This window comes from Microbacterium sp. JZ70, assembly GCF_053903225.1.
Genome location: NZ_CP096405.1, coordinates 1,350,645 through 1,376,996, shown reverse-complemented (window position 1 = coordinate 1,376,996; position 26,352 = coordinate 1,350,645). Strand labels below are relative to the sequence as shown.

Sequence of the window (26,352 nt, the reverse complement as noted above, 5' to 3'; positions counted from 1 at the left end):
TCAGCGTCGTTCGAGCTTAACCAAAGCAGATGCGACCCCGGCGATCTCCCGGCGCGCTTGGAGCAGGTCAGAGGCGAGCAATTCCCTGCGATTGATCGCGTCAACCCACCGCCCACTGTCTGCGTCGTCGGCGCTCACGACTAGGCGATATGCCGACGTCCCCGGCTTCAAGGACCTAACCACCTTGTCGACCGAACCGGTGCTGAACCCGAGCGGGACCGCTCCTTCCGTGAAGCCGACGATGAGTGCGTGAATACGGTCGCTCACGATGGCCGCGGAGCGGGAATAGAGGGTTCGCACCTTCGCTTCTTGCGTCTTGTGATTCTCTTCGTTCCACTCGAGGATATCTGCGTTCAAGCGACTCGCGAGCTCATACGCTCGCTCTCGGTCACGACGCACTTGCACGACAACAACCGTTCGGAGATTCAAAACTGACGCCGTGGCCTTGACCGCGTCGAACCAAGCATCCGGAGGCGTTGGCCGATCCCCACGCATCGCGATAGCGAGGACATCTCGATCGCTGCCTGCGGCCCAACCAGACGGATCGGTTCCAAGCGAGTACGCCCAGTCTGGCTGGATCTCGCCGCCCTTACCGAGTTGGTCGCGAGACCACTCGTCGCGCCAGGAGAGGTATGCCGCAGAGTCCGCGATCGGCCGAAGGTGCGTGTGCTCGACCGATGTTCCAGGACGGAGGCTCACCCCCGCGACGATCGTTCGGCTGCCCCTCAACTTAGCGAGCGCCGCGACTACCAGCTGCCACGTGCCCTTCTTTCCCTCCTCTGGTGTCCCGACTACCTCACCGGTGTTGAACGCGATCATTGAACCCGCGAGGGCGCCGCAAAGGGCACGAACAAGCCACTTTCGAGGTGACGCATACGAGACGTCCTCGGCGCGGAGGCCGAGCCCGGACGTATAGTCGTCGTCGGGGCCTACATAGACATGCAGCTCCCCCAACGGACGCAGCGCGTCGAGGTACGCCCGTCGAAGCAGGGAGTCGCCGATGTTGTCACGCTGACCGCCGGCGTTGACATAAACGCGCGGCCGGCGTCTGCGTCGCGCGGCGTCATGGAAGGCGTCCGCGTAGGCTCCGGCGACAGCGCTCCAGTCGCGCGCGGAGAGGTTGACCTCTGACCGTGACGTTCCCCGCACTCGGGCGAGACAGTCCGCAAGTTTTGCGGCGTCGAATTCCCCCTCGTACTGGATCACCCAGCCCGGACCCACTTCGTCCGCGATGCTCTCGTTGGTCGGCGACGCGGGAACAATTACCGGACGTTCAAGCGAAAGGGCAACCAACACGACCCCCGAGTTATGCATTTCGCGGTAGGGAAGCACAACTGCTTCCGCTGAGGTGACTTCCGCAACCATGTCCTCGTCCGGTACATGCTCGAGGCGCAGGACCACACCAGCGTCACTCCTCGTCCACGAGTCCGCGCGCTTCTCGATGTCCTCTCTTACTGCCGCGAGCGACGGGCGGCCGACGATCCGAAGTTCGTCTCCGGCGCGCGCTGCTCCCTCGAATGCATCAATCAAGCTGGGAACACGCTTGTAGGGTTCGATCCTTCCAAAGAAGAGCAAGCGCCCTGCTTCCGGGTCGTTCCGCTGGAAGTCCCCGAACTGGTCCCGATAATGCCCATGTGAGATCACCCGCGTAATCTCGCCGTCACGCGCGTCCACTGTCGCTGCATCCAAGAACACGCGAGTCGTGACTAGCGTGTCCATGCGCGCCAGCAGGCGTTGTTCCTCAGCGTCGCCTTGGTCATGGGGTGCAGGATTATGCTGCGTTCGTACCACGGGGATCGAGAAGGCGCGAATGCGCAATAAGAGCAGTCGGAAAAGAGTACGCTTGAGCATCCGGACGGGCGTTCGACGCGACCGGATCAGAAATTCCGGCCAGTGCACGTGCAACACGTCGTACCTGCCTAGCAGAGCGCGAGCCCAATTGAAGTAATTGAACTCGACAGTGCCGGGCGCGAGTCTCACGACCTGGTCGATGTACTTGATCGAGGGGCCGGGCGCCGCTACCGATTCGAGCACTCTCACCGTTCGTGAACTCATCCTGACAACTCTCCTTCTAAGTAAGCGCGCAACAATCAGACGGTCGCGTACAGAGCGCGCAGGGCGTCTCGCTGAGCGTCATGGTTCATTGTGCGGTTGAGGTGCCGCGCCGCCTCGACTGCACGCGGCCGGGCCTGACCTCCATCGAGAATGTCGAGGATAAGGTCGGCCGCGTCATCAGCGCTCCGCGCCGCCGGGATATCCAACCCGTCAAACGTCGGAATGGATCGAACAGCGAGGGGATGTTCGAACGCGGCTGCATCGAGGAGGCTGAGCGGGAAGCCCTCGTAGTGCGCAGAGTGGAAGTAAAGGCCCGGCCTGCTCAATTCCCTCGCGAGCGCATCCCCGACCAGCCAACCAAGCACCTCGACTCCCGCGTCGATGAGGCGTTTCCGCATGCCCTCACCTACGCCATCATCCTGACCGTGAACGTCACCTACCCACCTGAATGTGACGTCAGGAGCGACGGCCTTGACCCGCCGAGCTACGGCGGCAAAGTAGTCGGGATCCTTCTGACCGGTGAGACGCCCGACCATGAAGACGTTCCTACCGGAGTCGAAGCTCACCGATGGATGCGCCTCCGAGGGCGAGACCGTCGCGACGTTAGGAAGGAAGTGCGTCCGCGCCTGACGGTCGAGCGATTTCGCCAGCGCTTCTTCGTGTGGTGAAAGCACGACGGTGCACGCAGAACGACGGGCGAGAATCTTCTCGGCCATGCGAAAGGAGGCGCGCATCGCCCGATGTTGCTCACCATCGTCGAACTTATAGCAGTGGGGTTCGTAGAACACGGGCACGTCCAGACGGGCGAGTCTCGTGTAGACGCCGGCGAACGACGAATGCGCGTGCACGACATCGGGCTTCACCGCTTGGACGGCCTCGCGCACGCGCCTGATCGCCGCGGCTGCCTTCCTCGGAGACTGTGGCATCTGATGGAGGCTCGCGTACGCGATCCGAGGATCGGGACTCTCGTTGCCAGCCCACAGGAGGTGGTGCTCAGCCTCGGGCATCAGATCCACGAGCGAAGCGATCGCCCTACTGATTCCGCCGGCGTAGACCTGTGTGACGTGGAGTATTCGAGTCGCTGTCATTCCTGACCTAACCGGGTGTTCGGGGCCGCGTGGACGGCAACCACAAGACTGAAGGGTATCAAAGCACCTTGAGCCAAGACCGGAGCTCACCGGCTCCGCGACGGGGATCGATTAGAGTCGGCCGCGTGGAATCGGGGCTCAGGCCGGAAGTACAAGCGCTTCTCCTGGAAGGCGAGGATGCCTGGCGGAGGCCAAGATGAAGGTTCTTGCTGTTTCCGAGGATGCACCCGGATCAAGAAAAACCCCCCTGCGCAGCGGATTCTTTGAAGCCACCCTCACTACCATCGTTCCTCACTAACCTCGCATCTGCCCAGCCTGACCACCGAAGCAGCCTGAAGCCCAAGATCGAAGGAGAGACAACCTTCTGAGAGACAAGAGTGAGCGCGGGGACGAGACGCCCTCAGCGCAGACGCCGTCACGGAGCAAGGTCAGCCGAAGGCAACTTCTCGCGGGCGGGTTCTTCGGCGTGCTCGGCACATCGATGGTGCTGTACGGCTTCGGGCAAGCACCTTCAGCGCGATCGCTCATCGCGGCGGATCCCGGCGCGCCCCCAACCCCTGAAGTTCAAGCCAGTGGGTTCTCTCTGAGAGCAGAAGGCAAGACCGCCGCTGTCCTCCTCTGCGCAGCGGACGGCTCTCCTCTCCAGCGCTTCCGCGGGTTCCGTTTCCGGGATGTGACGTTCAGCGCTGGGCGGGTCCGTCGCGGTACCACGGCGGACGGCCGGGCCGCACTCGTCGTCGATTATGCAAGTCCAAAGGGTTCGTCCTCGCAAGCGACCGCGATCTTCGCCCCCGCAGGCAGGGTCGTCGATGTGACGTTCGACTTCCGGAGCGACGGGGATCTGGACCCGCGACATGGAATGCTGCTGAGGGAGTCCTTCACTCATGGGCCCGTTGTCGAATCAGCCCACGGAGTATTTGACTGGCAACGAGACGAACGGGGTGGCATCCCATACCAGGCTGAGGGCACCTTCGTATACGTGCAGGATCACGGGCCTCTCAAGATCGGGATAGTTGCGGACCGCACGAAAACCGACTGGCGAGACAATCGTGCCCTGCACCTTCAGCCGGAGGAGCAGGGTGATGGCACTCTCCGGGCGAGCGCGCACATCGTGGTTCGCGGTGATTCGAATGCCTCCATAATGGCTGCCGAGGCCGGTCGTCGAGCGCTCTCAGTCGATCTCCGGACAGACACGCCGTACAACATCTGGGAGACGCCGGGCGATGCTCTCCCGGTTCACGCGACCGTATACAACGGCGCGAAACCGCGCGTCGTCCACATCGACTGGATCGGGCGCGACTTCGATGGTGAGACGATCACGAGCGGCAGTCGTGATCTTGCGCTTGGCACCGGAGAAGACGCATCGCTCACAGTGCCGATTCGGTTGACTTCGAGAGGCATTGTTTTCCTCGAGGTGACAGTCACCTCGGGGACTGACATCGCATACCAACGTACGAACGTCGCGGTGCTCCCGCCGCACGACTACTCGGACGATGCAGCCAGTTCAATGTTCGGCATCGCCGCAGCATACATATTCGATTCCCCAGAGGAACGGCTGCTCCTGCGCCGGATTGGAGTACGCAGAAGTAGGCATATCTACTTCACACGAAAACAGCTCAAAGCTCACGGATTCTCGCAGCATCGCGTGCGAACGCCGCCATCTCTCGACGCATACGTGGATGATCCAAAACGACTGAAGGCGTACATCGCGTCAGAACTTGACGTCGCGGAGGCCGGCCACTCCACCGCATACGAGCTCGGAAACGAACTCAACCGCTGGGGGCGAGGCCCCTTCACAGGTGACGGCGCGCAGGAGTACGTCGAAAACTGGGTGCGTCCCTTCAAACGGGCGATGGTTCAACGAAAAAGCAAGATGAAGCTGATCGCCGTAGGCCTCGCCGGCATGGACGTGCCATATGCCCGTGAGCTCTTTCGTGCTGGGCTTGCGGATCTCGTCGACGGATTCAATCTCCACCCCGGTCGGAGCAACGTAACCCCGGACTGGGCGCCAGATGCGCGACGAGTGAAGGACGGCAAAGACCACTCATGGAGCTATTTCGGGGCGTTGAAGGAAGCGCAGGGCCTCATATCCGACCACGCGCCTGGAATGGAGCTGTGGCTCACCGAGGTCTACGCGTGCACTCGGCCGAACGCCTGGTGGGATGACTCATACCGGCACGCGGCCGAGAACGTACTTCTTAGCGCCGCGCTCGCTCTGTCACTCGACGTCACATCGATGTTGTGGTTTCAGCTATACGACAACATTCGAGCAAATCAGCATGGAGCGCGACCGAACGATCGTGAACACCATTTCGGACTGGTCCTCCGAGATCTCAGTCCGAAGCCATCCCTACTCGCCTACGCAGCCGCAGCCGAGCACCTGGACGGCGCCATCTTCAATCGCTGGATTCGCTTTGAAGATGAGACGCTCTGGGGTCTTGAGTTCACCACGCCCCGCGGTCCGCTCGCGATCATGTGGTCTCGCGCGGATGGTTATGAGCTGAACACTGAAGCGCAACGAGATGGAGGGTTCTACCCGACGCCCGAGCCGTGGGTGGAGACGTGGAAGACGAAGAAGAAGATCCGAGTGAAAGCGAGGCGAGGAACCGTCACCGAAGTGGACACGATCGGCCGCTCACGTAGTCTGCCGGTTGCGACCGGGACAGTCACGATCGAGCTGGACGGCGCGCCGCGCATGTTCTACGGGTTGGACGGCGGTGATCTTCCCACTTCGCGCGAGGTGCCGGGCGGCCCCCGCGAACGATAGGTCTTCAAGCCCTGGTGGCAGTGGCTCGGTGCGCGTCCGCCGCTCATGCGGGGCTCTGCGCCGATGCCCTGAGCGAGAGCGGAAACGAGGGCCAGTCTAGGTGCGGGAGGAAGCCGCCGTGACGGCTGCTCCTCCGTCCCGCATCACCTCCTGGACGCGCGAACTCCCGCCTGTGATTCAGCAGGCGGGAGTTCTGCTTCGGGCGGCAGCACCCGAGCGCCACGCGACTCACTCGCTCTCGGCGATCGCCTTCATCGCCTTCCAGCCGTGGGTCACGCCGCCGCCGGCGCGGAGCGCAGCGGCGACCATGACGGCTTCGGCGACATCGGCCTTGGACGCGCCCGCCCGGACCGCGCGCTTGGCGTGATCCTCGATGCAGAACGGGCACTGCGTGGTCACAGCGACACCGACCGCGATCAGCTCCCTCGTGGCGAGGTCGAGGTTGCCGCTGTTCTTGCTGAATACGGCCTTGTCGAACCCGAAGAAGGCCGAGACCATCTCGGGCGCGCCCTCCTTGATGTCGGCCATGAACGTCGCTTCGTCGTTGTGGGAGTGCACCTTGTTTCCTTTCCTGGGGTGAGTTGTCCGTTCAGGCGGCTTCGCTCGAGAGTTGGTCAGACGTGGTCGGAGCGGGCTTCGCGCCGTTGACGACGATCGCGGTCACGACCGCCGCAACGACGAGTGAGATCGCGCCGACGGCGAGCGCGGCGGTGTAGCCGTGGACGAGCGCCTCTGATGCCTCCGCGACGATGGTCGAGTCGCCATCCCGGCGCCCCTGCGTCAGACGGGCGAGCGCGTCGGGCAGGTCGCCCGCAGTGACGGCGACCGCGATGCTCGAGGTCACGGCCATGCCGAGAGCCGTTCCGATCTGCTGGCCTGCGTTGAGAAGGGCCGACGCGATTCCCGTGTCTGCCGGAGCAGCACTGCTCACCGCGGCCGACGTCAGCGGCACGAAGTTGAGCGCGAACCCGAACGCCGTGGCGAGGATCGCCGGCAGGAGGTGCCCCCAGTACGACGTGCTCGTGCCGATGAAGGTGAGCGAGAAGAGACCGCCGGCGGCGATGAGCATGCCCGCGCCGATGATCCAGCGCGGCGCGATCGCTGCCGCGAGCTTCGCGCTGATTCCCGCCCCGAAGACGATGCCGACCGCAAAGGGCAGCCAGGCGAGGCCCGTCTGCAGGGGGTCGAAGTCGAGGACGTACTGCAGGTAGAGGTTGAGCAGGTAGAACATGCCGAGCGGGCCGAACGAGACCATGAGCATCCCGACGTACGCTCCGGCGCGATTGCGGTTCCGGAACACCCGCAGCGGCAGCATCGGATCCTTCATCTTCGACTGCACCACGAGGAAGACGAGCAGCAGGATGGCCGCTGCGGCGAGGAACGCGAGGGTCGTCGGGTCGGCCCATCCGTGCTCGCCTCCGCGCGTGATCGCGTAGACGAGGGAAGCCATCGCGCCCGTGCCGAGCACCGCGCCGGCGATGTCGATCCGCCCCTGGTGCCGCTCGGCTTCGACGAGCGACCTCGTGCCCGCGAGAAGCAGGAGACCGATCGGGATGTTGAGGTAGAACATCCAGTTCCATCCGAGCGTGCCCGTGAGCACGCCGCCGACGAGGAGTCCGACTGCGACGCCCAGGCCGGACATCGCGCCGTACAGGGCGAGCGCCGTGTTGCGCTGCTTTCCCGCTGGGAACGTCGAGTTGATCGACGCGAGCACGTTCGGCGCAGTCAGAGCTGCTCCGATGCCCTGAAGAACGCGCGCGAGGATGACCATGGTGCCGCTCGTGGACAGACCCGCGATCAGCGCCCCGGCGATGAAGACGACGAGCCCGATGCGCAGCAGACGGCGGCGTCCGTACTGGTCGCCGAGTCGTCCGCCGAATAGCAGCAGCGCGCCGAACAGGAGGATGTAGGCGTTCACCACCCAAGGCATCGCCGCGGGAGACATGCCGAGATCGGCTTGGATGGCCGGCAGCCCGACGTTCGCGATGACGTCGTTGAGGACGATGAGGAGCTGCCCGCCGGAGACGACGAGCATCGGGACGAGGAATCTCCGGCTCGACTGCACGTCAGCGGGACGGGGAGCGGATGTGCGGGAGGGGGTGGTCATGCAGGCGCTTTCCTCGGGGTTCGGCTTCGGGGTCGGGTGGACTCCGTACCTGACACCATACCCCCCTAGGGTATTCCGCACAGAATGAAGGGAGCGCGACTGACGACCTCCCGCTCCCGGCGCCGGGGATTATGCCAATATGTTCGTACCCTAACAACCCCGCGCGCGAAGGCTCGCAGGGCCCGTACCTTCAGTCCCACACCCGAGTGCGACTGCGAAGGAGTCGATGTGATGCAGCCGCGTATCCGCGCCCACACGGAGTCGCTGACCGACAACGTGTTCCAGCATCTCGCGCGTGAGATCTGCGAGGGGCGCTACTCCCCCGGCGAGGCCCTCGAGCTCGCGGAGATCGCGCAGGAGCTCGGCATCTCGCGCATGCCCGTGCGCGAGGCCATCCGACGCCTCGTTCCGCTCGGGCTCGTGGATGTCGAAGCCAGCCGCTGGACGCGCGTCGCCCCGGTCACGCCGGCATCGACGAAGGCGGCCGCGGAGTTCGCCGCCTATCTCGCAGGCGGCGTCGCGCGGGTCGCCATCCCGAAGCTCGCCGGCACGACGATGCACGCGGCTGCGTCCGCCGAGCTGGCGAACCTGGCCTCAGCGGCCGAACCACGCGACCTGCTCCTGAGCTCGACCCGCTTCGTCAGCACGCTCGCGCGCGCCGCCGAGAACGAGCACCTTCTCGAGGCATGGAATGCTGCCCGGATCACGCTGCTGTTCCACGTCGGGCACGTCGTGCGCATGGGCCCGAGCCAAGACATCGACATGGCTCCCACCATCTCGCAGCTGAAGCGGGCGTTCGAGGCCGGCGACGGCGCCGAGGTGGCGACGCACCTGCAGGATTTCTTCCTGCCCGCGGCCTTCGCCGACTGCCGCCCCGCCGTCGAGGAAGGCGCACCGTAGCGCCGCAGCCGGCCCGCGCCATCCGCTCGGGTGCCCGGGTCGCTCCGTTCCCCTCCGCCGTCGGCCCGTCGGTACGATCGGGATCATGACTTCCGGGGGGATGGCGCGCGCAGCGCTGGGGCGAGCACGTGCACGAGGGCGGAAGCCGGGTTCCGCGATCCGCAGGCTCGCGAGCGGACTCGCGGCCGCCATCCTGCTCGGCGGGATGGCCGCGGTCGCGCCGAGCGTGACGGTCGCGCCCGCCGCCGCGGCGAGCGCCTCGCCCGACCCGAGCTCGAGCCGCCCGATCTACCGGTTCTGGAGTCAGGGCTACGAGAACGCCCACTTCTACACGCTCGACCACGCCGAGGCGCAGGGCCTGCACAGCAAGGACGGCAACTGGACGTACGAGGGAACGGACTTCCGGGTCTGGCCGCTCGCGTCGGGCTCCTGCCCGGCCGGGACCTCGCCCGTGCACCGGTTCTGGTCATCCGCCTACACGTCGCACTTCTACACGATGAACGCGGCCGAGGCCGACGAGGTGCGCCGCACCGACCGCAACTGGACGTACGAGGGTGTGCGGTTCTGCGCCGCAGCGCAGCAGACCGAGGGGACCGTCGCGGTCCACCGGTTCTGGAGCCCGGGCTTCGAGAAGCACTTCTACACCGCCAACGCCGACGAGGCCCAGAAGCTGCGCTCGAGCGACCGCAACTGGACGTACGAGGGCGTCGCGATGTACGCGCCCACGTCGGGGGCGGCGTCGCCTCCGATCACGGGTAACCCCGCACCGCGCGTCGGCTGCCAGTCGCCCGACATGCCCGCAGCGCTCGCAGCCCACGACGCGGGGCGCATCACGCAGCTCTTCGGCGGGGCGGGCGCGCTGCGCGATGCGATCGCCGACGGCCGCGCGGCGTGCGTGCCGCTCGACGACCCGGCGCTGCCGTGGGTCGTCGTGAACAAGCAGCGCCCCGTGTCTCCGCTCGACTACGTCCCCTCGTCCCTCACCGTGCCATCCGGCTCTCTCGTCGACGGCGGCATCCGCTCCGACGCCGTCGGATCGTTCGAGCAGCTGCAGCGCGACGTCGCCGCATCGGGCGCCGGCCCCATCGCGCTGACGAGCGGCTACCGCTCGTACGGCACCCAGGCGGGCATCCACCGCTACCAGGTCGAGACGCTCGGCCAGGAGCAGGGCGAGCGCCTCGCGGCCCGGCCGGGCTACAGCGAGCACCAGCTCGGCCTCGCCGCGGATGTCGTCTCGTGCGGCGGCGGATGCGGCTCGCTGTACAGCTTCGCCGGCACCGCCCAGGAGCGCTGGGTGCGCGAGAACTCCTGGCGGTATGGGTGGATCGTGCGCTACGAGTCGGGCCAGACCGGCACAACCGGGTACAACGCGGAGCCGTGGCATCTGCGGTACATCGGCGCCGACCTCGCGCGGGTCTACCACGACGGCGGATACCACTCGCTCGAGGCGTTCTTCGGGCTCCCGGCTGCGCCGGAGTACCGGTGAGGCGGGAGCTCCCTTGCCCGCAGCAGACTGGATGCACCTCCGGCGACGTCGGCGCTCCTTCCGGGCGTTGAGCGAGCTGGTGCCCCTTCCGGGCGTTGAGCGAGCTGGTGCCCCTTCCGGTCGTTGAGCGAGCGAAGCGAGACGAAACGCCGCCGAAGAACGGTCACCACGTTTCGTCTCGGTCGCTGGCGCTCCCTCGCTCAACGACCGGGGGGGGGAGGTAGCGGCACTCCCGCTCGGCAGGTTGAGCGAACGAAGCCCCTTCCGGACGTTGAGCGAGCAAAGCCCTTCCGGACGTTGAGCGAGCGAAGCGAGACGAAACGCCGCCGAAGAACGGTCACCACGTTTCGTCTCGGTCGCTGGCGCTCCCTCGCTCAACGACCGGAGGGAGGTAGCGGCACTCCCGCTCGGGAGGTTGAGCGAACGAAGCCCCTTCCGGACGTTGAGCGAGCGAAGCGAGACGAAACGCCGCCAAAGAACGGTCACCACGTTTCGACTCGGTCGCTGGCGCTCCCTCGCTCAACGACCGGGGGAGGCACCGGCGCTCCCTCGCTCAACGACCGGGGGGAAGACAGCCACGCCCCTCGCTCAACGACCGGGGCAGGACGCCGACGCCCCCGCTCACCGCACCTCGCCCATCCGCTTCCGCGCATACCCCCACGTCGCGAGCGCGAGCAGCGGACCCCACGCCCAGAACGGCAGCACGAGCGCGCTCGCGCCGTGCAGCTGCCCCGAGACGATCAGCCCCAACTCCTGCACGCCGCCTGCCGCGAAGAGCACCGCGACCGAGAGCGCCGGCACGACGGCGAGCGCGATCGGCACCGGCCGTCCGCCGATGCCGGGCACCCACAGCGGCGCACGCTCGCCCCACGGCAGCACGAGGCCGAGCGTGAGCACGGCTCCGAGCAGCATCGCCGCCCCGAGCAGCAGCCCCGTCACGAACATGTCGGGGTGCTCCGCGAAGGCTTCGAGGTCGCCTCCGAAGAGCGGCCACGGCGTGAGCCAGGTCAGACGCGCGACGACGTACGGCGCGGGGCACAGCGCCGCGAGCACCGTGATCACCACGCGATGCCGCTGCACGAACGCGCCCATGCGCGGGAGCGCGGCCGCCGTCGAGGTCGCGGCCCAGACCATCCAGACTCCGGCGAACAGGGTGAGCCCGAGCGCCCCGACGAAGCGGACCGGATCGTCGAGGGCGGCCTCGGTGAACCGGCCGTAGAACATCCCGATCGGGAACACCCCCGTCACCGCGAGCACGACAACAGCCACGACGGGCACCGCGAGCGCGACCGCCGCGAGCGGACGCCGCCGCGCGAGGAGGGCGATCACCACGACGACGCCGATCGGCACGAGGGTCGCGAGCGTGTACCCCGCGATGACGATGCCGTCGAATCCGACGAGGCCGAGCGCGACGGCGAGCGACGCGATGAGCGCGAGCGCGGGTGCCGCGCGGTCGAGCGACCGCCATCCGGCGAGCGAGGCGAGCCCCGCGGCGAGCGCGAGCACTCCCGCGAGCGCGAGGATGGCGCCCGCCGCGAAGGACGCGAACGGCGCGGGCCCGCCGAGCAGCTGCTCGAGCGGAGTGCCGCCCGCCGCGAACGGGCCGGCGTCGGGAGCGACGAGCCACACCCCCGCGGCGGCGAGCGCCGCGGTCGCGAGCGCGACACCGACCGACGTCAGCGGGCGCGACGCGGGCGGGCGGATGGTCGGAGCCGGGTTGGGAATCTGCGTGCGAATGTCCATGGCTCCACGGTCGCGCGGAGACTCCGTGCCGCGCTTCGCCCGCGAGAGCGGGACGGATCACCCGCGCGGGTGAGGCTGAGCGCCCGGCTCGACGACGCCGTGCTCGTACGCCCAGATGACGACCTGGATCCGATCCGCGAGGCCGAGCTTCGCGAGGATCGCCTTCACGTGCGTCTTGACCGTGTTGCCGGTGAGGTACAGCGCGCGCCCGATCTCGTCGTTCGACGCCCCGCGTGCGAGCAGCAAGGCGACCTCGCGCTCGCGCGGGCTGAGCACGGCAAGCGGGTCGCCGCCTGCCGGAGCCGCCTGCCTGCGCACGTGCTGCAGCAGGAGCGCCGTGGCCCGCGGCGCCATGACGGCGTCGCCCGCGGCCACCCGCACGATCGCGTCGACGAGCGCGTCGGGCCGCGCGTCCTTCGTGAGGAACCCGCTCGCCCCTGCCCGGATGGCGCCGAACACGTACTCGTCGACGTCGAACGTCGTCAGCACGAGCACGCGCGTCAACGGCCGTACCCGCCGCACCTCCTCGGTCGCGCGGATCCCGTCCATCCCGGGCATCCGCACATCCATCAGCACCACGTCGACGTCGTGCGCACGCACGTACTCGACCGCGGCCGCGCCATCCGCCACTCCCCCGACGATCTCGAGGCGCGCGTCCGCGCCGAGGATGGTCGTGAGCGCGTCGCGCAGGAGCTCCTGATCATCGGCGAGCAGCACCCGGATCATGCGCCCTGCTCCACCGGCATCGTCACCTGCACCGTCCATCCCGCTCCCCTGCGCACCTCGAGCACGCCGCCCGCCTGGCGCACACGCTCGGCCATCCCGATGAGTCCCGTGCCGCCGCCCGGATCGTCGCGCGGGCCGGCGCCGCCGTCATCCGCGACCGTGAGGCGCACATCCTGTTCTCCCCATGCGAGCTCGACGCGCACCTCGACCGGCGGACGCACGTGGCGCACGACGTTGGTGATCGCCTCCTGCGCGGCGCGGTACAGCGCGAGCTGAGCGTCGGGCGCGAGCGGGCGCGGATGCCCCGTCTCGATGAACGAGAGGCGGTGATCGGATGAGCCCGCGCCGGCGACGAGAGCGGCGAGCGACGCGAGATCCGGCGCGGGCGCGGTCTCGTCGAGCGCGCTCCGCCCCGCATCCGCCTCGTCGAGCACCCGGAGCATCCCGCGCAGCCCCTGCATCGCCGAGCGCCCGGTGTCGGCCACGCGGGCGAGGGCATCCGCCGCGCGCGGCTCGCTCGTGAGCACGCGCGCCGCCTCGGCCTGGGCGATCATGACCGTGAGCGAGTGCGACACGACGTCGTGCAGGTCGCGCCCGATCCGCGCGCGCTCGGCGGCGAGAGCATCCCGCACCTGCTGCCGCTCGCGCTCGGCCGTCGCGATGCGGCGTCGCCGCGCCGACCTTCCGAGCACCCACGCGGCGCTCGCGACCGCTGCGAGCGCGATGACCTCGAAGGCGATGAGCGCCGGGTCGGCCTGCCGCGTCGAGACGACGTCGACGCCCGTGATGACGAACGCGCCGACGATGCCGACGACCAGCGCCGCGACGGCCGTCGCACGCCCCTGGGTCGACGCGACCTGCCACTCGAGCAGGAGGAACGCCACCGCCGACGGCACGAGGGCGGCGCTCGACGTTCCGGCGTCGGCCATGAGAGCGAGTGCGAGCATCACCGCCGCCCCGACGGCAAACGCCATCCGCGGCAGCCACGGCGATGCGAAGGCGGCCGCGTGCAGCACGACCGCGAGTGCGCCGATCCACGTCGCCCACGCCCCGCCCTGCACGGGCGCGACGAGCTGCACGAGCATCGCGATCGTCATCGGCAGGGCGATCGCGCACAGGAGCGCCGCCGCGACGAGCGGCCCGCGACGGTCGGCGTCGGATGCGGTCACGGCTCCATCGTGCCGCGCCCCGCCCCCGCCGCGCCTCCCCCGCGCGGGTGAGGGCGGCGGGGGTGGGGTGATGAGTGCCGCTTCGGGATGTGGAGCGGGCGGGTGCCGTCTCCCCGGGCGTTGAGCGAGCGAAGCGAGTCGAAACGCCGCCGAACCCGAAGAACCGTCACCACGTTTCGTCTCGGTCGCTGGCGCTCCCTCGCTCAACGACCGGGGAAGAGCAATCGCTCAGGTCGCAAAAACCGGCCGCTAACCGGCGTTTTGGGACCGAAACTGCGACCCGAACAGCCCAGCCCACACTCAGGTCGCAAAAACCGTCCCCCAACCGACGTTTAGCGGCCGGAACTGCGACCCGAACACCCGACCCAACTGCCCAGGTCGCAAAAACCGTCCTCAACCCCGCGTTTAGGGGCCGCAACTGCGACCTGAACAGCCAGGGGCGGCCGAGCAACCCTCAGGCGAGCCCGCGGAGGAACGTCCGCAGGTCCGCGGCGAGCAGCTCCGGCGCATCCATCGCGGGGAAGTGCCCTCCCTCAGTGAAGTCGCTCCAGTGCTCGATGCGGTTCGCCGGATCCATCGTGCGTCGCAGCAGCGGGTGCGTGTCGAACGCCGCCCAGGCCGAGGGCACCGGGCCGCCCATGAGCGGCATCACCCCGGAGTGCGCGCCCTCGTAGTAGAACTGCGCGCTCGATGCGCCGCCGCGGGTGAACCAGTACAGGCTCACGTCAGCGAGGAGCTGGTCGCGATCCACCACCGGCGCGCCGTACCCGTCGCCCGACCGCACCTTGAACTTCTCCCCGATCCAGGCGAGGAGCCCCACGGGCGAGTCGGTCAGCGCCGCACCGATCGTGTCGGGGCGGTGGTTGTGCATCTCGAGGTAGCCGCGCTCCGCAGCGCTCGCCGCCAGGATCGCGTCGAGCTCCGCAGCCTCGGCCTCCGACAGCCCGTCGGGTCGCGGGAAGACCGCACCCACGAGCCCGAGCACCGCTCGATCGATGCCGAGGTGCATGCCGATCACCCGCTCGGGGTAGACCGCGGCGAGACGGCCGGCGACGCCGGAGCCGATGTCGGTGCCGTGGACCGCGAACCGCTCGTAGCCGAGCCTCGTCATGATCTCGGCGAAGCCATCCGTCGTCCGCGCGAGCTCCCATCCGGTGCCCGAGAGCGGAGTCGAGAAGCCGAACCCGGGCGGCGAGGCGATCACGAGGTGGAAGTCGTCGGCGAGCATCGGGATGATCCGCTCGTACTCGATGAACGAGCCCGGCCATCCGTGATTCAGGAGCAGCGGCGTGGCGGCGGGGTCGGACGACCGCACGTGCACGACGTGGAAGGTCTGGCCGTCGACGACGGTCGTCAGCTGCTCGAGCTCGTTGAGCCGAGCCTCCTGCGCACGCCAGTCGAACCCGTCGCGCCAGTACTCCGCGAGCTCGCGGAGGTACGGGAGAGGGATGCCTCGGCTGAAGTCATGCGGGTCGTCGCGACCCGGCACCGGGTGCGGCCAGCGCGTGCGCGCGAGCCGATCACGGAGATCGTCGAGGTCGGCCTGCGGGATGTCGATGCGGAAGGGGGTGAGAGCTGTGCTTTCAGTCATGACATCGACGCTTCCAGGCAATGCGGACGATGAGCTTCCGCGATTCGGAGGATGATCGAGGCATGCTGGAGACCTCGGCCCGCCTGCTCGAGCTGCTCTCACTCCTTCAGGCGCGACGCGACTGGACGAGCTCGGCGCTCTCGGAGCGCCTCGGCGTGAGCACGCGGACCGTGCGCGCCGACGTCGGCCGCCTGCGCGCGCTCGGCTATCCGGTCCACGCGCGCCCGGGCGTCTCGGGTGGGTACCGCCTCGCCGCCGGCACGGCGATGCCGCCGCTCCTCCTCGACGACGACGAGGCGGTCGCCGTCGCGCTGGGGCTCGGCGCGATCGCAACGCGGGGCGTCGGCGTCGAGGAGACATCCCTCACCGCCCTCGCGAAGCTCGAGCAGGTGCTGCCGTCGCACCTGCGCCGGCGCGTCGAGGCCGTGCGCGCGGCGACGAGCGCCGTGCCCGATCCGGGCGGCCCGGTCGAGCTCCCCGTGCTCGGCGCCGTCGCGGCGGCCATCCGCAGCCATGAGCGGCTGCGCTTCGGATACACGACGCACGACGGCCGCACCGAGCCGCGCCACGTCGAGCCGCAGCGGCTCGTGAACTGGGGGCCGCTCTGGTACCTGCTCGCTTGGGATCTCGCCCGCGACGACTGGCGCATCTTCCGGGTCGATCGGATGGTGCCGCACGCGCCGACGGGCGCGCGGTTCCGACCGCGGGTCATCCCCGAGGAGGAGGTCGTGAACTTCGTCGTGCGCCGCGTCGCGCGGTCGACCTGGACGTACCGCGCGCGCGTGGTCGTGCATGCACCGGCCGCCGAGGTCGCCGCACGGATCCCCATCCCGATCGAGATCGAGGAGATCGACGAGAGCACGTGCCGCTTCGAACTCGGCTCGAACGACCCCGACCGGCTCGCGCTCTCGCTGACGCAGCTCGGCGCGGACATCGAGGTGCTCGAGGGTGACGAGGTCGTCGCGGCGCTCGAACGGCTCGCCGCGCGACTCCAGCGAGCGGCGGGCGGCGCGCTTTCTGGTCGTTGAGCGCGCGAAGGGAGACGAAACGGGGTGAGCTCTGGAGGAACTGCGTTTCGACTCGGTCGCTGGCGCTCCCTCGCTCAACGACCGGGGAGAGTGCGCTGGCGCTCCCTCGCTCAACGACAGGGGAGAGTGCGTCCTGAGCCCGCACCATCCGGACATGCGAAACGGGCCGAACGTCCCCCGGCGTTCGACCCGTCTCCTCTCGGTCAGGTGCGCTGCGCGCCATCCCCCGTGTCCGGCTCCCCCACCGGACGCAGGTGCCTGCCCCTTCAGGCGGCGCGCGACAGATTCCGGCGCTGCGCGGGCCCCGGCTCCGCCATGAGCTCGGTCACATCGAGCCCGCGGTTCGAGTTCGCCGCCTCAACGAGCTGCACGAGCAGCTCCCTGTCGAGCCGGCCATCCGTCTCATCTTCGAGGACGATGCGAATCGGGATCGCGGAGTTCACCCACACCGTCTCGCGCGAGCCATCCGCCGCGCGGCAGGTGAGGGAGAACGACTCCCCGCGCCGCAGCTTGGTGATCACGACGGCCTGGACGTGCGCGAGGATCCGGTCCTCGATCTCGATCGCCTGGTCGCTCGTGCCGTAGAAGATCCTGCCCATGACGTGCCCCCTCGTTCGTCGACCTGTGAGCGTCTGCCCACACTTCGGAGGTTACTAGACATGGAAGCGATTAGCCAAGTTAACTTTTCGTTTCAGAACGGGAGCCGCTCGGTCGGAGCGTCCTGGGGGTCGCGCCAGGCGGGCTGCTGCTCGAAGATCCGCGTCGCCGGGTCGGGCTCCCGCTCGGTCACGCGCTGCTGCGGAAGCGGATGCTGCCGGGCGCGGATGATCTCCGCGTCGCGCTCCCAGATGGCGCGCGCGATGATGCGCCGGTCGCGCGCATAGATCATGGCGCGCATCGTCATCGCGAAGAGGAGGCCGATGTAGCCGCCGGTCGTGTTCGCGAAGACGTCGAGGATGCTCGAGACGCGCGACTCGAGGGCCGTCGCCTGCGTGAACTCGATGAAGCCGGAGTAACCGGGCACGAGGAACAGCGCGAGCCACCATCCGCGCCGCGGCAGCGCGAGACCGAGGAAGAAGCCGAGGGGCACGAACATGCCGATGTTCGCCGTGAACTCGAGCTCGTCGAAGCCGAACGACTCGGGCACGCCGAAGCGGTACAGCACGTTCAGCACACGGTCGGCGATGCCGCCGAACTCGAGGTCGCTCGGGTTGGGCCAGAGCGTGACGAGAGCAACGAAGCCCGCGTAGACGAGAAGAAGGAGCGTGGCGACCCACAGGCGAGCGCGGCTGCGGGGCGGCTTCGGTCCGAGGACGTCGGTCATGCGGTGCCTCCTCTGGAGCAGATGATGCCCTCGACGATAGGCGGTGTCACCTGGCAATCATCGGTGCCTCGGGTAACGGTTGGGTGACCGGGATGGGTGGCCGCCTCCCGTCCGATGGGTTATTTTCAGAAAGTGGTGAATTTGACGAAGCGACTCGAGAGAGGGGACGCGCAGCTCGCGTACGAGGACGCCGGCAGCGGAGAGCAGGCCGTCGTCTTGCTCCACGGGGCGGGCCTCGACGACACGATGTTCGACGACCAGGCTGCCGCGCTGATCGAGCGCGGCTTCCGCGTCATCGTCTGCGATCTGCGCGGGCACGGGGAATCCGCGATGAAGACGGGCACGCGCTTCACCGCGCAGGACGCGCTGCGGGATCTCGACGCCCTTCTCTCGACCTGCGGTCATCCGTCGCCGGTGCTCGTGGGGCATTCGCTCGGCGGCAACCTCGCCCAGGCCTTCACGCGCGCGCACCCTGGTCGCGTGAGCGGTCTGATCGTGCTCGGGTCGACGTGGAACACCGGCCCTCTGTCCGCGATGGAGCGGCTGGGCCTCCGGCTCGCCGCGCCTGCGCTCGCGGCGATGCCGGCGGGGACCATGGCGCGCCAGATGGCCCGTGCGTCGGCTGCGCGGCCGGAGGCGGTGACTCGAGCCGAGTCGGTGTTCGCGCGGATGCCCAAGAGCGTCTTCCTCGACGTCTGGCGGGCGACGACCTCGTTCGTGGAGCCGGATCCCGCCTACCTCTCCCCCGTGCCGCTCGCCCTCGTGCGCGGCGCGGAGGATCGAACGGGGAACATCGCGTCGGCGATGGCGCGGTGGGCGGCGGCCGAGGGCGTGCGCGAACGGGTCATTCCCGGCGCCGGGCATATCCTCACCTGGGATGCGCCCGCGGAGACGTCTCGCGCGCTGTGCGAGATCCTCGACGAGTGGCGTGCCGCGGAGCCCGGCCGTGCAGGGCGCCGCTGATGAGCGCGGACCGCGAGCAGTTCATCGACGCGATGGGCGACAGACTCGCCGCGTGGAACCTCCCTCGCGCAACCGGCCGAGTCTACGGCTATCTCCTGCTCCAGGATGAGCCGTCCCGCGCAGAGGAGCTGCGCGCCGAGCTCTCGCTCAGTGCCGGAGCCGTGAGCACCGCCGTCCGCGAGCTCGTGGCGTGGGGGCTCGCCCGGACCATCCCCCAGCCCGGCAGCCGGCGCCTCCTCATCGAGGCGACGGGCGGATTCGAGAGCCTGCTCGCGGCGAGCCATGAGCGCGCACGCGCGTTCATCCGCACGCTGCAGGCGGCCGAGAGCCTCACCGAGACGCCCGGGACCGCAGACCGACTGCGCGACGTGACCGAGCTGTTCACGTCGTACGTCGAGGCGGGCGAGCACGTGCTGCGTGCACGAACTCGCCGCGCGACCTAGAACTCCTCGTACTCGGCGGGGTCCTGGTCGGCGAGTCGGCCATCCGGGCGCCCGAGCGCCGTGATCGCCGCGATGTCGTCCTCGTCGAGCTCCACCTCGAGGGCGCCGAGGTTCTCGATCTGCCGCTCGTCGCTCGCCGCCTTCGGGATCGGGATCGACACCCGCGCGATCGCCCATGCGAGCACCGTCTGGCCGGGTGTCGCGCCGTGCTTGCGCGCGATGTCGACGATGACCTCGTTCTCGAGGAGGTCGTTGCCGCGCCCGAGCGGGCTCCACGCCTCGGTGAGGATGCCGTGCTCCGCGTCGAACCGCAGCAGCTCCTCCTGCGGGAAGTACGGGTGCATCTCGATCTGGTTCACCTCGGGCAGCACGCCGGTCTCGCGCTCGAGCCGCTCGAGGTGCTCGGGCAGGAAGTTGCACACCCCGATCGCCTTCACGAGCCCGCGCTCGCGCGCCTCGATGAGCGCCTCCCAAGCCTCGACGTACCGATCGGTCTTCGGGTTGGGCCAGTGGATGAGATAGAGGTCGATATCGCCGAGGCCCGACCGGAACACGCTCTCCTCGATGGTCTCGAGCGCCTCGTCGTACGCGTGGTGCCGGCCTGGGAGCTTCGACGTGACGATCACCTCGTCGCGGTCGATCCCGGCCCGCCGCACACCCGCGCCGACCGTGCCCTCGTTCTCGTAGTTGAAGGCCGAGTCGATGAGCCGGTAGCCCTTCTCGATCGCGCGCGCGACGCCATCCGCGCCATCCGATCCCTTGAGGCGGTAGGTGCCGAATCCGAGGACGGGCAGCTCGAGCCCGCCGTGTGCAGTCCAGGTGGGGATGGTCATGCGTCTTTCCTAGACGGCGACGGCGGATGGCGCGAGCGGCTTGACACCGCGGCGGCGGTTCTTGCGAGTCGGTGGGCGAGGGAGCTTCGCGGTCGTTGAGCGAGGGAGCACCAGCGACCGAGACGAAACGGCGCGACCCCGGTCGTTGAGCGAGGGAGCGCCAGCGACCGAGACGAAACGCCCCGGCCGACCCTCGAAAGGTCACCACGTTTCGACTCGCTCCGCTCGCTCAACGACCGGAGCAGGGTCAGCTCGCTCAACGACCGGAAGTGGCCATCCGCTCGTGCAACGACCGGAAGGGTGCCATCCGCTCGCTCAACGACCGGAAGGGGCCACCCGCTCACCCCGGTCGTTGAGCGAGGGAGCGCCAGCGACCGAGACGAAACGACGCGACCGTTCCTCGCGAGCTCACGTGTCGACATCCGGACGGCGCTTCGCCGCATCGCGGTGCCGCTTGCTCCAGCCGATGACTGCGCCGAGCCCCTCCTCGATCAGGAGCTTGCGCTTCGCGTGGCTCCATCCCTGGATCTGCTTCTCCCAACGGAAGGCTTCGTCCATCCGCTCGAACTCGTTGTGCCACACCATCGTGACCGGACGCCGGCCGGGGCGCCGGGTGTACGCGGCGCCGAGCCCCTCCTGATGCTCGACGAACCGCCTGTTGAGGTCGCGGGTGCTTCCGACGTAGTAGGTGCCGTCGGCGCACTCCAGGATGTAGACGTATGGCATGTCGGCACAGTAGCCACCGGCCGTGCGGCGCCGTGGAAGTTGTCCACAGGGCCGATCGTTGAGCGAGGGAGCGCGAGCGACCGAGACGAAACGCCCCGACCGTTCCTCGAAAGGTGACCGCGTTTCGACTCGCTCCGCTCGCTCAACGACCGGGGCAGGGCCATCCGCTCACCCCCGGTCGATGAGCGAGGGAGCGCCAGCGACTGAGACGAAACGCCCCGGCCGACCCTCGAAAGGTCACCACGTTTCGACTCGCTCCGCTCGCTCAACGACCGGGGCAGGGCCATCCGCTCGTGAGACGACCGGAAGCGGCCATCCGCTCACCCCCGATCGTTGAGCGAGGGAGCGCCAGCGACCGAGACGAAACGGCGCGACCGTGCTTCGAAAGGTGACCGCGTTTCGACTCGCTCCGCTCGCTCAACGACCGGGCAGGGGCCACCCGTTCACCCCCGGTCGTTGAGCGAGGGAGCGCCAGCGACCGAGACGAAACGGCGCGACCGTACCCCGAAAGGTCACCACGTTTCGACTCGCTCCGCTCGCTCAACGACCGGCAGGGGCCATCCGCTCGTGCGACGACCGGAAGGGGCCATCCGCTCACCGCCGGTCGTTGAGCGAGGGAGCGCCAGCGACCGAGACGAAACGCCCCAGCCGGCCCTCGAAAGGTCACCACGTTTCGACTCGCTCCGCTCGCTCAACGACCGGGGCAGGGCCATCCGCTCGTGCAATGCCCGCACGTGGACGCGACAGAAGCCCGGACACACGAAAGCGGGGCCGCCCCCGAAGGGCGACCCCGCTGACGAAGCAGGTTCGGAAGAACTTACTTGATGATCTTGGTCACCGTGCCGGCGCCGACGGTGCGGCCACCCTCACGGATCGCGAAGCCGAGGCCCTCTTCCATGGCGATGGGCTGGATGAGCTCCACCGTCATGTCCGTGGTGTCGCCGGGCATGACCATCTCGGTGCCCTCAGGCAGCGTGATGACGCCGGTGACGTCCGTGGTGCGGAAGTAGAACTGCGGGCGGTAGTTCGTGTAGAAGGGGTTGTGACGGCCACCCTCGTCCTTCGAGAGGATGTACGCGGTGCCCTCGAAGTTGGTGTGAGGGGTGACCGAGCCCGGCTTCACGACGACCTGGCCGCGCTCGACGTCCTCGCGCTTGAGGCCACGGAGGAGAAGACCGCAGTTCTCGCCGGCCCACGCCTCGTCGAGCTGCTTGTGGAACATCTCGATACCCGTGACCGTGGTCTTCTGCGTCGGGCGGATGCCGACGATCTCGACCTCGGAGTTGATGGCGAGCGTGCCACGCTCGGCGCGGCCCGTGACGACGGTGCCACGACCGGTGATCGTGAAGACGTCCTCGATGGGCATGAGGAACGGCTTGTCCTTGTCACGCACCGGGTCCGGGATGGACTCGTCAACGGCCTCCATGAGGTCGAGGATCGACTGCGTCCACTTCTCGTCGCCCTCGAGAGCCTTGAGGCCCGAGACGCGGACGACGGGAGCGTTGTCGCCGTCGAAGTCCTGCGACGAGAGGAGCTCGCGCACCTCGAGCTCGACGAGCTCCAGGATCTCCTCGTCGTCGACCATGTCGGCCTTGTTCAGCGCGACGAGCAGGTAGGGAACGCCGACCTGCTTGGCGAGCAGAACGTGCTCACGGGTCTGAGCCATGGGACCGTCGGTCGCGGCGACCACGAGGATCGCGCCGTCCATCTGGGCGGCACCGGTGATCATGTTCTTGATGTAGTCGGCGTGACCCGGGGCGTCGACGTGAGCGTAGTGACGCTTCGGCGTCTCGTACTCGACGTGCGAGATGTTGATCGTGATGCCGCGCTGGCGCTCCTCAGGAGCGGAGTCGATCGACGAGAAGTCGCGCTGCACGTTGGTCGCCGACGGGAACTTGTCAGCGAGCACCTTCGAGATCGCCGCGGTGAGCGTCGTCTTGCCGTGGTCGACGTGACCGATCGTTCCGATGTTCACGTGCGGCTTGGTGCGCTCGAACTTGGCCTTAGCCACTGGGTCCTCCTCAGGACGGTCGTGCAGAGATCACGGTCGCCGGATTGCGACCGGGCCTCTACGGGGATGTTTCACAGTCTAGTAGAGACTCGTTATGAAGTTTTGAGGTGCCGGGGCCGGCCACACAGCCGGCCCCGGCGAGCCATGAGGCTCGGGCGAATTACTCGCCCTTGCCCTTCTGGATGATCTCGTCGGCGACAGCCTTCGGGACCTCGGCGTAGCTGTCGAACTCCATCGAGTAGACAGCACGGCCCGACGTCTTCGAACGCAGGTCGCCGATGTAGCCGAACATGCTCGAGAGCGGGACGAGGGCCTTGACGACCTTCACACCCTGAGCGTCCTCCATCGACTGGACCTGACCACGACGCGAGTTCAGGTCGCCGATGACGTCGCCCATGTACTCCTCGGGCGTACGGACCTCGACGGCCATGAGCGGCTCGAGGATGACCGGGTTCGCCTTGCGGACGGCCTCCTTGAAGCCCATCGAACCGGCGATCTTGAACGCCATCTCCGAGGAGTCGACGTCGTGCGACGCGCCGTCCACGAGGGTCGCCTTGACGCCGACCATCGGGTAGCCGGCGAGCACGCCGGTGTTCATCGCGTCCTGGAAGCCCTGGTTCGTCGGCTCGATGTACTCGCGCGGGATGCGGCCACCGGTGACCTCGTTGACGAACTCGTAGGTCTTGTCGGCGGTCACCTCGAGCGGCTCCAGCTTGAACTGGATCTTCGCGAACTGACCCGAGCCACCGGTCTGCTTCTTGTGCGTGTAGTCGTGACGCTCGACGACCTTGCGGATCGTCTCGCGGTACGCCACCTGCGGCTTGCCGACGTTGGCCTCGACCTTGAACTCGCGCTTCATGCGGTCCACGAGGATGTCGAGGTGCAGCTCGCCCATGCCCTTGACGACGGTCTGACCGGTCTCGGCGTTGTTCTCGACGCGGAACGTCGGGTCCTCTTCCGCGAGCTTCTGGATCGCGAGGCCCAGCTTCTCCTGGTCGGCCTTCGTCTTGGGCTCTATCGCGACCTCGATGACCGGCTCCGGGAACGTCATCGACTCGAGGACGACCTGGTTGTTCGGGTCGCTGAGCGTGTCGCCCGTGGTCGTGTCCTTGAGGCCGATGACCGCGTAGATGTGGCCCGCGGTGACCGACTCGACCGGGTTCTCCTTGTTGGCGTGCATCTGGAAGATCTTCCCGATGCGCTCCTTCTTGCCCTTGGTCGAGTTGACGACCTGCGCACCCGACTCGAGGTGACCCGAGTAGACGCGGATGTAGGTCAGACGGCCGAAGAACGGGTGCGAGACGACCTTGAACGCGAGAGCCGCGAAGGGCTCGTCACGGTCGGCGTGACGCTCGATGATCTTCTCTTCGTCCTTCGGGTCGTGGGCCTCGATGGCCGGCACGTCGAGGGGCGAGGGGAGGTAGTCCACGACCGCGTCGAGCATGGGCTGCACGCCGCGGTTCTTGAACGCCGAGCCACAGAGGACCGGGTAGACCTCGCTGGCGATCGTCATCTTGCGGATGGCGCCCTTGATCTCGTCGACCGTGAGCTCCTCGCCGCCGAAGTACTTCTCGAGCAGCACGTCGTCGCTCTCGGCGACGGTCTCGAGGAGCTTCTCGCGGTACTCGGCAGCCTTGTCGGCGAGGTCGGCGGGGATCTCGCCGATCTCGTACTTGGCGCCCATGGTCACGTCACCCTTGGCGTCGCCGGGCCACGTGAGAGCGCGCATGTTGACGAGGTCGACGACGCCGACGAAGTCGTTCTCGGCACCGATGGGAAGCTGCAGCACGAGCGGCTTCGCCTTCAGGCGGTTGATGATCGTGTCGACCGTGAAGTAGAAGTCCGCGCCCAGCTTGTCCATCTTGTTGACGAAGCAGATGCGGGGGACGTTGTACTTGTCGGCCTGACGCCACACCGTCTCGGACTGGGGCTCGACGCCCTCCTTGCCGTCGAACACGGCGACCGCGCCGTCGAGGACGCGGAGCGAGCGCTCCACCTCGACGGTGAAGTCGACGTGACCGGGGGTGTCGATGATGTTGATCTGGTTCTTGTCCCAGAAGCACGTCACAGCGGCGGAGGTGATGGTGATACCACGCTCCTGCTCCTGCTCCATCCAGTCGGTGGTCGCGCCACCGTCGTGGGTCTCGCCGATCTTGTGGTTGACGCCCGTGTAGAACAGGATGCGCTCGGTCGTCGTGGTCTTACCGGCATCGATGTGCGCCATGATGCCGATGTTGCGGACCTTCTTGAGGTCGGTGAGCACGTCTTGTGCCACTTGCGTTCTTCCTTACGTGTGGAGAGGGAATGAAGCAGGAAGCCGGCCCCGGATGCCCCGGGGAGCGATCCGGGACCGGCTCGGGGCGCTTCCTACCAGCGGTAGTGCGCGAAGGCGCGGTTCGACTCGGCCATCTTGTGGGTGTCCTCACGGCGCTTGACCGCGGCACCGAGGCCGTTCGACGCGTCGAGGATCTCGTTCATGAGACGCTCGGTCATCGTCTTCTCGCGGCGACCCTTCGCGTAGCTCACGAGCCAGCGCAGAGCGAGCGTGTTGGCACGGTGAGGCTTGACCTCGACCGGAACCTGGTACGTCGAGCCGCCGACGCGACGGCTGCGGACCTCGAGCGTCGGGCGCACGTTGTCGAGCGCCTTCTTCAGCGTGGCGACAGCGTCCTGGCCGTTCTTCGCGGCCACACCCTCGAGAGCGGTGTAGACGATGTGCTCGGCGATGGACTTCTTGCCGTCGACGAGGATCTTGTTGACCAGCTGCGTGACGATCGGGGCGCCGTAGACCGGGTCGTTGACGACGGGGCGCTTGGGGGCCGGACCCTTACGAGGCATCTAACTCAACCCTTCTTCGCGCCGTAGCGGCTGCGCGCCTGCTTACGGTTCTTGACGGCCTGGGTGTCGAGCGCACCGCGGACGATCTTGTAGCGCACACCGGGGAGGTCCTTCACACGACCACCGCGGACGAGCACGAGCGAGTGCTCCTGAAGGTTGTGACCCTCACCGGGGATGTAGGCGGTGACCTCGGTGCCGTTGCGCAGCTTCACACGGGCGACCTTGCGCATCGCCGAGTTCGGCTTCTTGGGCGTGGTCGTGTAGACGCGGGTGCAGACACCCGCCTGCTGCGGGTTCGCCTTCAGCGCCGGAGCCTTGGTCTTCGAGACCTTCGGCGTACGGCCCTTGCGAACCAACTGCTGAATAGTTGGCACGTTTCTCCTTGTTCGTTGCTGCACGGTGACAGCGCGTGATGTTTCACGAAAACCCACCCCCACGCCGAAAGAGCGAGAGACTTCTGGTGGATATGCCGTGGGGGTGACCTGTTCGCAGGCCCATCCCGATCGTGGGCACGCACGCAGACGCGTGTACGCACACCCGTCCCATGATACGGG

General features: G+C 67.9%; 22 protein-coding genes. 6 read left to right on the top strand and 16 right to left on the bottom strand.

The genetic code is table 11. The features are described from left to right. Together M1D46_RS06165 and M1D46_RS06160 are read right to left on the bottom strand one after the other, a co-directional pair. The gene (locus M1D46_RS06165) at window positions 1-2,055 is read right to left on the bottom strand and encodes a polysaccharide pyruvyl transferase family protein (RefSeq protein WP_456286950.1); all 2,055 of its coding nucleotides are present in this window, start codon (window positions 2,053-2,055) and stop codon (window positions 1-3) included. A 35-nt stretch (window positions 2,056-2,090) separates the two neighbouring features. Then, a complete protein-coding gene (locus tag M1D46_RS06160) occupies window positions 2,091-3,062 on the bottom strand; it encodes a glycosyltransferase (protein WP_456285262.1) in 972 nt (323 codons plus the stop codon). Between the two features lie 892 nt (window positions 3,063-3,954). Here M1D46_RS06160 and M1D46_RS06155 point away from each other — a divergent pair. Beyond that, window positions 3,955-5,910: a hypothetical protein gene (locus M1D46_RS06155; RefSeq protein WP_456286949.1), complete on the top strand. Its 1,956-nt coding sequence runs from the start codon at window positions 3,955-3,957 to the stop codon at window positions 5,908-5,910. 228 nt (window positions 5,911-6,138) lie between these two features. On the opposite strand, the gene M1D46_RS06150 is transcribed toward M1D46_RS06155, so the two are convergent. Further along, window positions 6,139-6,468: a carboxymuconolactone decarboxylase family protein gene (locus M1D46_RS06150; protein WP_456286948.1), complete on the bottom strand. Its 330-nt coding sequence runs from the start codon at window positions 6,466-6,468 to the stop codon at window positions 6,139-6,141. A 31-nt stretch (window positions 6,469-6,499) separates the two neighbouring features. Then, on the bottom strand, window positions 6,500-8,017 hold the full coding sequence (locus M1D46_RS06145) for an MFS transporter (RefSeq protein ID WP_456286947.1): 1,518 nt from the start codon (window positions 8,015-8,017) through the stop codon (window positions 6,500-6,502). Between the two features lie 231 nt (window positions 8,018-8,248). On the opposite strand from M1D46_RS06145, the gene M1D46_RS06140 reads away from it, so the two are divergent. After that, entirely contained in the window at window positions 8,249-8,917 is a 669-nt protein-coding gene (locus M1D46_RS06140; RefSeq protein ID WP_456286946.1) for a GntR family transcriptional regulator, read from the top strand. Window positions 8,918-9,002: 85 nt separating this feature from the next. After that, entirely contained in the window at window positions 9,003-10,403 is a 1,401-nt protein-coding gene (locus M1D46_RS06135; protein ID WP_456286945.1) for a D-alanyl-D-alanine carboxypeptidase family protein, read from the top strand. Between the two features lie 621 nt (window positions 10,404-11,024). Here M1D46_RS06135 and M1D46_RS06130 read toward each other — a convergent pair. From M1D46_RS06130 to M1D46_RS06115, 4 genes are all read right to left on the bottom strand, one after another. Beyond that, window positions 11,025-12,146: a hypothetical protein gene (locus tag M1D46_RS06130; RefSeq protein WP_456286944.1), complete on the bottom strand. Its 1,122-nt coding sequence runs from the start codon at window positions 12,144-12,146 to the stop codon at window positions 11,025-11,027. 57 nt (window positions 12,147-12,203) lie between these two features. Further along, entirely contained in the window at window positions 12,204-12,872 is a 669-nt protein-coding gene (locus tag M1D46_RS06125) for a response regulator (protein WP_456286943.1), read from the bottom strand. Beyond that, window positions 12,869-14,041 (bottom strand): sensor histidine kinase, encoded by a 1,173-nt coding sequence (locus tag M1D46_RS06120; RefSeq protein ID WP_456286942.1) that lies wholly within the window; start codon window positions 14,039-14,041, stop codon window positions 12,869-12,871. Before M1D46_RS06120 ends, M1D46_RS06125 begins: the two co-directional genes overlap by 4 nt. Before the next feature lie 454 nt (window positions 14,042-14,495). Next, window positions 14,496-15,632: an epoxide hydrolase family protein gene (locus tag M1D46_RS06115; RefSeq protein WP_456286941.1), complete on the bottom strand. Its 1,137-nt coding sequence runs from the start codon at window positions 15,630-15,632 to the stop codon at window positions 14,496-14,498. A 62-nt stretch (window positions 15,633-15,694) separates the two neighbouring features. Between M1D46_RS06115 and M1D46_RS06110 the strand changes: the two genes are divergently transcribed. Further along, window positions 15,695-16,660, top strand: a complete 966-nt coding sequence (locus M1D46_RS06110; RefSeq protein WP_456286940.1) for a helix-turn-helix transcriptional regulator — start codon at window positions 15,695-15,697, stop codon at window positions 16,658-16,660. Window positions 16,661-16,926: 266 nt separating this feature from the next. Here M1D46_RS06110 and M1D46_RS06105 read toward each other — a convergent pair whose 3' ends face one another. Together M1D46_RS06105 and M1D46_RS06100 are read right to left on the bottom strand one after the other, a co-directional pair. After that, window positions 16,927-17,259, bottom strand: a complete 333-nt coding sequence (locus M1D46_RS06105; protein ID WP_456286939.1) for a DUF7882 family protein — start codon at window positions 17,257-17,259, stop codon at window positions 16,927-16,929. A 92-nt stretch (window positions 17,260-17,351) separates the two neighbouring features. Continuing rightward, window positions 17,352-17,984, bottom strand: a complete 633-nt coding sequence (locus M1D46_RS06100) for a VanZ family protein (RefSeq protein ID WP_456286938.1) — start codon at window positions 17,982-17,984, stop codon at window positions 17,352-17,354. A gap of 96 nt (window positions 17,985-18,080) precedes the next feature. Between M1D46_RS06100 and M1D46_RS06095 the strand changes: the two genes are divergently transcribed. Then, window positions 18,081-18,947 carry an alpha/beta fold hydrolase gene (locus tag M1D46_RS06095; RefSeq protein WP_456286937.1) on the top strand — a complete coding sequence of 289 codons (867 nt, stop codon included), beginning with the start codon at window positions 18,081-18,083 and terminating at the stop codon, window positions 18,945-18,947. Beyond that, window positions 18,947-19,390 (top strand): GbsR/MarR family transcriptional regulator, encoded by a 444-nt coding sequence (locus M1D46_RS06090; protein WP_456286936.1) that lies wholly within the window; start codon window positions 18,947-18,949, stop codon window positions 19,388-19,390. The genes M1D46_RS06095 and M1D46_RS06090 overlap by 1 nt, the downstream gene beginning before the upstream one ends. Here M1D46_RS06090 and M1D46_RS06085 read toward each other — a convergent pair. From M1D46_RS06085 to rpsL, 6 genes are all read right to left on the bottom strand, one after another. Further along, complete coding sequence (locus M1D46_RS06085) at window positions 19,387-20,223, bottom strand: aldo/keto reductase (protein ID WP_456286935.1); 837 nt, start codon at window positions 20,221-20,223, stop codon at window positions 19,387-19,389. The two genes, M1D46_RS06090 and M1D46_RS06085, sit on opposite strands and share 4 nt — an antisense overlap. 408 nt (window positions 20,224-20,631) lie before the next feature. Beyond that, complete coding sequence (locus M1D46_RS06080; protein ID WP_456286934.1) at window positions 20,632-20,949, bottom strand: GIY-YIG nuclease family protein; 318 nt, start codon at window positions 20,947-20,949, stop codon at window positions 20,632-20,634. A gap of 817 nt (window positions 20,950-21,766) precedes the next feature. After that, window positions 21,767-22,960, bottom strand: coding sequence for an elongation factor Tu (gene tuf / locus M1D46_RS06075; protein WP_271174467.1), 1,194 nt, complete (start codon window positions 22,958-22,960; stop codon window positions 21,767-21,769). A 160-nt stretch (window positions 22,961-23,120) separates the two neighbouring features. Further along, window positions 23,121-25,235, bottom strand: a complete 2,115-nt coding sequence (gene fusA / locus M1D46_RS06070; protein WP_282980231.1) for an elongation factor G — start codon at window positions 25,233-25,235, stop codon at window positions 23,121-23,123. Window positions 25,236-25,327: 92 nt separating this feature from the next. Then, entirely contained in the window at window positions 25,328-25,798 is a 471-nt protein-coding gene (gene rpsG, locus M1D46_RS06065) for a 30S ribosomal protein S7 (protein ID WP_271174465.1), read from the bottom strand. Window positions 25,799-25,803: 5 nt separating this feature from the next. After that, entirely contained in the window at window positions 25,804-26,172 is a 369-nt protein-coding gene (gene rpsL, locus M1D46_RS06060) for a 30S ribosomal protein S12 (protein ID WP_067194597.1), read from the bottom strand. Window positions 26,173-26,352 lie beyond the last annotated feature (180 nt).

Excerpts from the sequence above, each read along its gene's own strand:
- M1D46_RS06165 (WP_456286950.1), bottom strand. The coding sequence starts at position 2,055 with ATGAGTTCACGAACGGTGAGAGTGCTCGAATCGGTAGCGGCGCCCGGC.
- M1D46_RS06160 (WP_456285262.1), bottom strand. The coding sequence starts at position 3,062 with ATGCCCGAGGCTGAGCACCACCTCCTGTGGGCTGGCAACGAGAGTCCC.
- M1D46_RS06145 (WP_456286947.1), bottom strand. The coding sequence starts at position 8,017 with ATGACCACCCCCTCCCGCACATCCGCTCCCCGTCCCGCTGACGTGCAG.
- M1D46_RS06140 (WP_456286946.1), top strand. The coding sequence starts at position 8,249 with ATGCAGCCGCGTATCCGCGCCCACACGGAGTCGCTGACCGACAACGTG.
- M1D46_RS06135 (WP_456286945.1), top strand. The coding sequence starts at position 9,003 with ATGACTTCCGGGGGGATGGCGCGCGCAGCGCTGGGGCGAGCACGTGCA.
- M1D46_RS06130 (WP_456286944.1), bottom strand. The coding sequence starts at position 12,146 with ATGGACATTCGCACGCAGATTCCCAACCCGGCTCCGACCATCCGCCCG.
- M1D46_RS06125 (WP_456286943.1), bottom strand. The coding sequence starts at position 12,872 with ATGATCCGGGTGCTGCTCGCCGATGATCAGGAGCTCCTGCGCGACGCG.
- M1D46_RS06115 (WP_456286941.1), bottom strand. The coding sequence starts at position 15,632 with ATGACTGAAAGCACAGCTCTCACCCCCTTCCGCATCGACATCCCGCAG.
- M1D46_RS06110 (WP_456286940.1), top strand. The coding sequence starts at position 15,695 with ATGCTGGAGACCTCGGCCCGCCTGCTCGAGCTGCTCTCACTCCTTCAG.
- M1D46_RS06105 (WP_456286939.1), bottom strand. The coding sequence starts at position 17,259 with ATGGGCAGGATCTTCTACGGCACGAGCGACCAGGCGATCGAGATCGAG.
- M1D46_RS06100 (WP_456286938.1), bottom strand. The coding sequence starts at position 17,984 with ATGACCGACGTCCTCGGACCGAAGCCGCCCCGCAGCCGCGCTCGCCTG.
- M1D46_RS06090 (WP_456286936.1), top strand. The coding sequence starts at position 18,947 with ATGAGCGCGGACCGCGAGCAGTTCATCGACGCGATGGGCGACAGACTC.
- M1D46_RS06085 (WP_456286935.1), bottom strand. The coding sequence starts at position 20,223 with ATGACCATCCCCACCTGGACTGCACACGGCGGGCTCGAGCTGCCCGTC.
- M1D46_RS06080 (WP_456286934.1), bottom strand. The coding sequence starts at position 20,949 with ATGCCATACGTCTACATCCTGGAGTGCGCCGACGGCACCTACTACGTC.
- rpsG (WP_271174465.1), bottom strand. The coding sequence starts at position 25,798 with ATGCCTCGTAAGGGTCCGGCCCCCAAGCGCCCCGTCGTCAACGACCCG.